At 41.9% G+C, this 4792-nt stretch carries 3 protein-coding genes; 1 reads left to right on the top strand and 2 read right to left on the bottom strand.

Annotated features, from left to right (window positions below; all coding sequences use genetic code 11):
* Positions 1 to 166: 166 nt before the first annotated feature.
* Together ACKI4H_RS04170 and ACKI4H_RS04165 are read right to left on the bottom strand one after the other, a co-directional pair.
* Entirely contained in the window at positions 167 to 1054 is an 888-nt protein-coding gene (locus ACKI4H_RS04170; protein WP_407304045.1) for an SDR family NAD(P)-dependent oxidoreductase, read from the bottom strand.
* A 314-nt stretch (positions 1055 to 1368) separates the two neighbouring features.
* The gene (locus ACKI4H_RS04165; RefSeq protein WP_407304044.1) at positions 1369 to 2646 is read right to left on the bottom strand and encodes an O-acetylhomoserine aminocarboxypropyltransferase/cysteine synthase family protein; all 1278 of its coding nucleotides are present in this window, start codon (positions 2644 to 2646) and stop codon (positions 1369 to 1371) included.
* Positions 2647 to 2953: 307 nt separating this feature from the next.
* Between ACKI4H_RS04165 and ettA the strand changes: the two genes are divergently transcribed.
* Positions 2954 to 4615, top strand: coding sequence for an energy-dependent translational throttle protein EttA (ettA, locus tag ACKI4H_RS04160; RefSeq protein WP_407304042.1), 1662 nt, complete (start codon positions 2954 to 2956; stop codon positions 4613 to 4615).
* Positions 4616 to 4792 lie beyond the last annotated feature (177 nt).

Genomic DNA, 4792 nt, shown 5'->3' with positions numbered 1-4792 from the left:
ATTTATGACCTGTTGTTTTTGATCCAAAACCTGATAAGTAATATTGAACAACTTTAAGTTTGAATTCTTTCGAATATTTAGCCATAGAAAAGCACCCTCCAAATTAGACGAAGTATCCAACTTTCGGGGTGCAGATCAGATTGACTGGCTTTAATATTGCCTCATCTTACCAATGTTCACCCGGGAACAAACGTGCATATGCTTTTTGCACCCAGTTGAGTTTTTGCTGCTGACCGACAGATGCGGATGAACTTGGGAACAGGTTATAACCAATCGACATCAACTTGTTATTGATGTCTGGCGCAATAGAATAGGTGATCGATGCTAGACGGCCTAAGTGGGTTGCCACTTTCTTCGGGCGTTTCACAATTGCATAAGCAATTAGATCTGCTGCCTGTTCAGGCGAAAGTGTGGGTACATATTTATAAATTTTGGTGGGTGCAATCATCGGCGTGCGTACCAATGGCATGTAAACCGAAGTAATCGCAATTTTATGTGAATGAACTTCGGCAGACAGGCAGCGACTAAATGCATCCAGTGCAGCTTTAGACGCGACGTAAGCTGAAAAACGGGTCGCATTGGCCAACACGCCAATTGAGCTGATGTTAATAATATGGCCATCGCGGCGAATCATCATCTGCGGCAAGATATTCATCACTAAACGGATTGCACCGAAGTAATTCAGCTGCATGGTGCGTTCAAAATCATGGAAGCGGTCTGATGATTCGTGTACTGCACGACGAATAGAACGGCCTGCATTATTGATTAATATATCAATGTGATCGACAGACTCTAAAATTTGTTTAGAGACGTCATCAATCGATTCCATGTTATTTAAATCACATGGATACACTGAAGCCTGTCCACCTTTTGCTTCAATTTCCTGTTTGACTTGATCTAATGTATCTTTGGTCCGTGCAACCAATAAAACATGGGCACCGGCATCGGCAAGTTTATGTGCAGCAGTTAAGCCAATACCACTGGATGCACCTGTAATTAAAACCACTTTACCGTTGACTCGGTTTCGAAAAAGTTTCTCTAGTCTTGAATTCACGCTGTTTTTTCCTGATTTAAATAGAACTAAATTCTAGATTATGTTTTTTGTAGTTGATTATTTGGCTCAAAATATTGGGGAATTGAGCTCTTCTCATCTGGTTTATGATAACCAATGTTAAAAAAAAATCTATAAATAAGTTATTGAATTTACAAATATAATTAGAGTAATTGCTCTATTATTGTTCTTCTTATAACTTAATTTTTACCACGAATTCAAAACAAAACAAAGAGAAATAAGCACAAAGTATTGAAGAAATAAAAAACCTTCTTCCCGATGAGAAGAAGGCCAGATTTAAAGTAGATGACAAAATATCAAACTTGAGCAAGCGCCTGTTCTAAATCTGCAATTAAATCATCAATATGCTCAATCCCGACCGATAAGCGGACCATATCGGTACTGACGCCAGCAGACTTTAATTCGTCTTCATTCAACTGACGATGAGTTGTGGTTGCAGGATGGCAGGCGAGGCTTTTTGCATCGCCAATATTCACCAGACGGGTGAAAAGTTGCAGCGCATCAATAAAGCGAGTACCGCCTTCAAGACCATCTTGTACACCAAAAGACAGAATCGCGGAGGGTTTCCCTTTCACATATTTTTGTGCTAAAGCATGCTGCAGGTGATCTTTTAAGCCAGCATAATTAACCCATTTTACTTTTGGATGCTGCTTTAAATACTCCGCCACTTTTTGTGCATTTTCAGTATGGCGTTCCATGCGTAAATTTAAAGTTTCCAAACCTTGCAGGATGAGAAATACGCTAAGAGGGCTAATGGCAGCACCGGTATTGCGTAATGGCACCACACGGGCACGTGCGATATAAGCCGCTTCACCTAAAGCTTCAACATAATTCACACCGTGATAACTTGGATCAGGTGTATTCAGTATCTTGAAGCGTTCAGGATATTTACCCCAAGGAAATTTGCCACTATCCACAATGGCACCACCAATCGAGTTGCCATGGCCGCCAATATATTTGGTCAGTGAGTGCACCACAATATCTGCCCCATATTCAAAAGGTTTAAGTAGAGCAGGGGTAGCAACTGTATTATCGACGATGACGGGTACACCATAATCATGGGCAATTTTCGCAATCGCTTCCAGGTCGATGATATTGCCGAGTGGATTACCAATGGATTCCACAAACACCAGTTTGGTCTTGTCATCAATCAGACTACGCAGCGCTTCCGGATCTTGATAATCAAAAAAACGTACTTCAATCCCCTGTTTGGGCAAGCTGTGTGCAAATAAGTTGTAAGTCCCACCATATAAAGTCGAAACGGAGGCAATATTGTCACCCACTTCAGCAATGGTCTGAATGGCATAGGTAATGGCTGACATGCCGGAAGCTAAAGCCAATGCGCCAATACCGCCTTCAAGCGCAGCCAAACGTTGCTCTAAAACGGCTGTTGTCGGGTTCATAATACGGGTGTAGATATTCCCCTGAACCTTTAAATCAAATAAATCGGCCCCATGTTGTGTATTGTCAAAGGCATAAGATGTCGTCTGATAAATGGGTACAGCCACGGCTTTTGTGGTCGGGTCTGGACTATAGCCGGCATGAATGGCAAGAGTTTCATCTTTATAGGTCATGTTTACATCATCTTCGTGAGTTAAATTTGATCAAGTTTAGCATTTCTATATATCAATCAAAGTGCTATTTAAATGAAATTGTTATCTTAAACATTCATATTGCTGAGCGTTTTTTAGTCGCAGCTGAACAAAATTAAGCGGGCATGAATATGTTTAAAAAATAAACGTGTCCTGAGTTGTAACATTCTATTGAAGATGCAAGCTATACCTTATTTTTTCAGCGCTTTCATCGTATAATGCCGGCAATTATTTGTTCGCATAATATTATCGCTATGCGAATGTTGTTTTTTCTATAGAGGAGTCCTACGTGGCCCAATATATTTACACGATGAACCGTGTGTCGAAGATGGTTCCGCCTAAGCGCGAAATCCTGAAAGACATCTCTTTATCATTTTTCCCAGGCGCAAAAATTGGTGTGCTTGGTTTAAACGGTGCAGGTAAATCTACCTTGCTTCGTATTATGGCGGGCGTAGATAAAGATTTCTCAGGTGAAGCACGTGCTCAACCGGGTATTAAAATCGGTTATCTTGAGCAGGAACCACCATTAGATCCAAATAAAGACGTTCGTGGTAACGTTGAAGATGGCTTACGTGAACCCCTAGATGCCTTGGCGCGTCTGGATGAAGTGTTTGCAGAATATGCAGCTGAAGATGCTGACTTTGATGCACTTGCAAAAGAACAAGAGAAGTTGGAAGCGATTATCCATTCTTGGGATGCGCATAACCTCAGCAACCAGATGGATCAAGCAGCTGCAGCCTTGAATCTACCTGCTTGGGATGCAGACGTAAATTTACTTTCAGGTGGTGAACGCCGCCGTGTTGCATTATGTCGTTTATTGCTTTCTAAGCCTGACATGTTGCTTCTTGATGAACCAACCAACCATTTGGATGCAGAATCTGTATCTTGGCTGGAACGTTTCTTAAAAGACTTTGCCGGTACAATCGTTGCGATTACGCATGACCGTTATTTCTTGGATAACGTGGCCGAGTGGATTCTGGAGCTTGACCGTGGACATGGTATTCCTTACCAAGGCAACTATTCTTCTTGGCTGGAACAGAAAAATGCCCGCTTAGAGCAAGAAAACAAACAGGAAGAATCTTTTGCGAAAGCATTGAAGAAAGAACTTGAATGGGTTCGTTCGAATGCTAAAGGTCAGCAAAAGAAAAACAAAGCGCGTATGGAACGTTTTGAAGAGCTTAACTCTAAAGAATTCCAGCAACGTAATGAAACTTCTGAAATCTACATTCCACCTGGCCCACGTTTAGGGAACAAGGTTGTAGATGTGGAAGGCATTAGCAAATCATTTGATGGTCGTTTGCTCTATGAGAATTTAACCTTCTCTGTGCCGCCGACTGCGATTGTGGGTATTGTGGGTCCTAACGGTGCAGGTAAAACCACACTATTTCGCATGATGACGGGCGAGCAACAACCAGATACCGGTACGGTAACTCTGGGTGAGTCCGTTAAAGTGGCTTATGTGGGTCAGTTACGTGATACTTTGGATGACAATAAAACCGTTTGGGAAGAAATTTCTGGCGGTCTTGATATCTTAAAAGTGGGCGATTATGAAATCGCATCACGTGCTTATATTGGTCGTTTCAACTTTAAAGGCCAAGATCAGCAAAAACGTGTTGGCGGCTTGTCTGGTGGTGAACGTAACCGTCTACAACTTGCAAAAATCTTGCAGCAAGGCGCGAACGTCATCTTACTGGATGAACCATCGAACGACTTGGATATCGAAACTTTACGTGCGCTTGAGGATGCAATTCTTGTATTCCCCGGTACGGTAATGGTGGTATCGCATGACCGTTGGTTCCTGGACCGTATTGCAACGCATATCTTGTCATTTGAAAATGAACAGCCTGAATTCTATGCGGGTAACTATGCGGAATATGAAGCATATCGCCAGTCACGTTTGGGTGATGCTGCTGTACAAAAGCGTTCTAAATACAAAAAAATCGGCGTTTAACTGCTTGTTTTTCTGTGATTAAAAAACCAGCCTGCGGGCCACTACTGTCCCATAATTTTCATAAAGGGAAGCTCATTTGAGCTTCCCTTTGTTTTATGGGTATTTTATCGGGCATGAATAAAGCTTTTAAGGTTTTTCTCTCAAACAGGTTTACTTGGATCATTCTCAGTAACCGTT

The organism is Acinetobacter sp., assembly GCF_045628685.1.
Classification (GTDB): domain Bacteria; phylum Pseudomonadota; class Gammaproteobacteria; order Pseudomonadales; family Moraxellaceae; genus Acinetobacter.
Note: the sequence above shows the minus strand (reverse complement) of the source record. Positions and strands in the feature narration are given on the sequence as shown.

What these genes read in the sequence shown, in the direction of transcription:
- ACKI4H_RS04165 (WP_407304044.1), bottom strand. Translation starts at nt 2,646, where the DNA reads ATGACCTATAAAGATGAAACTCTTGCCATTCATGCCGGCTATAGTCCA.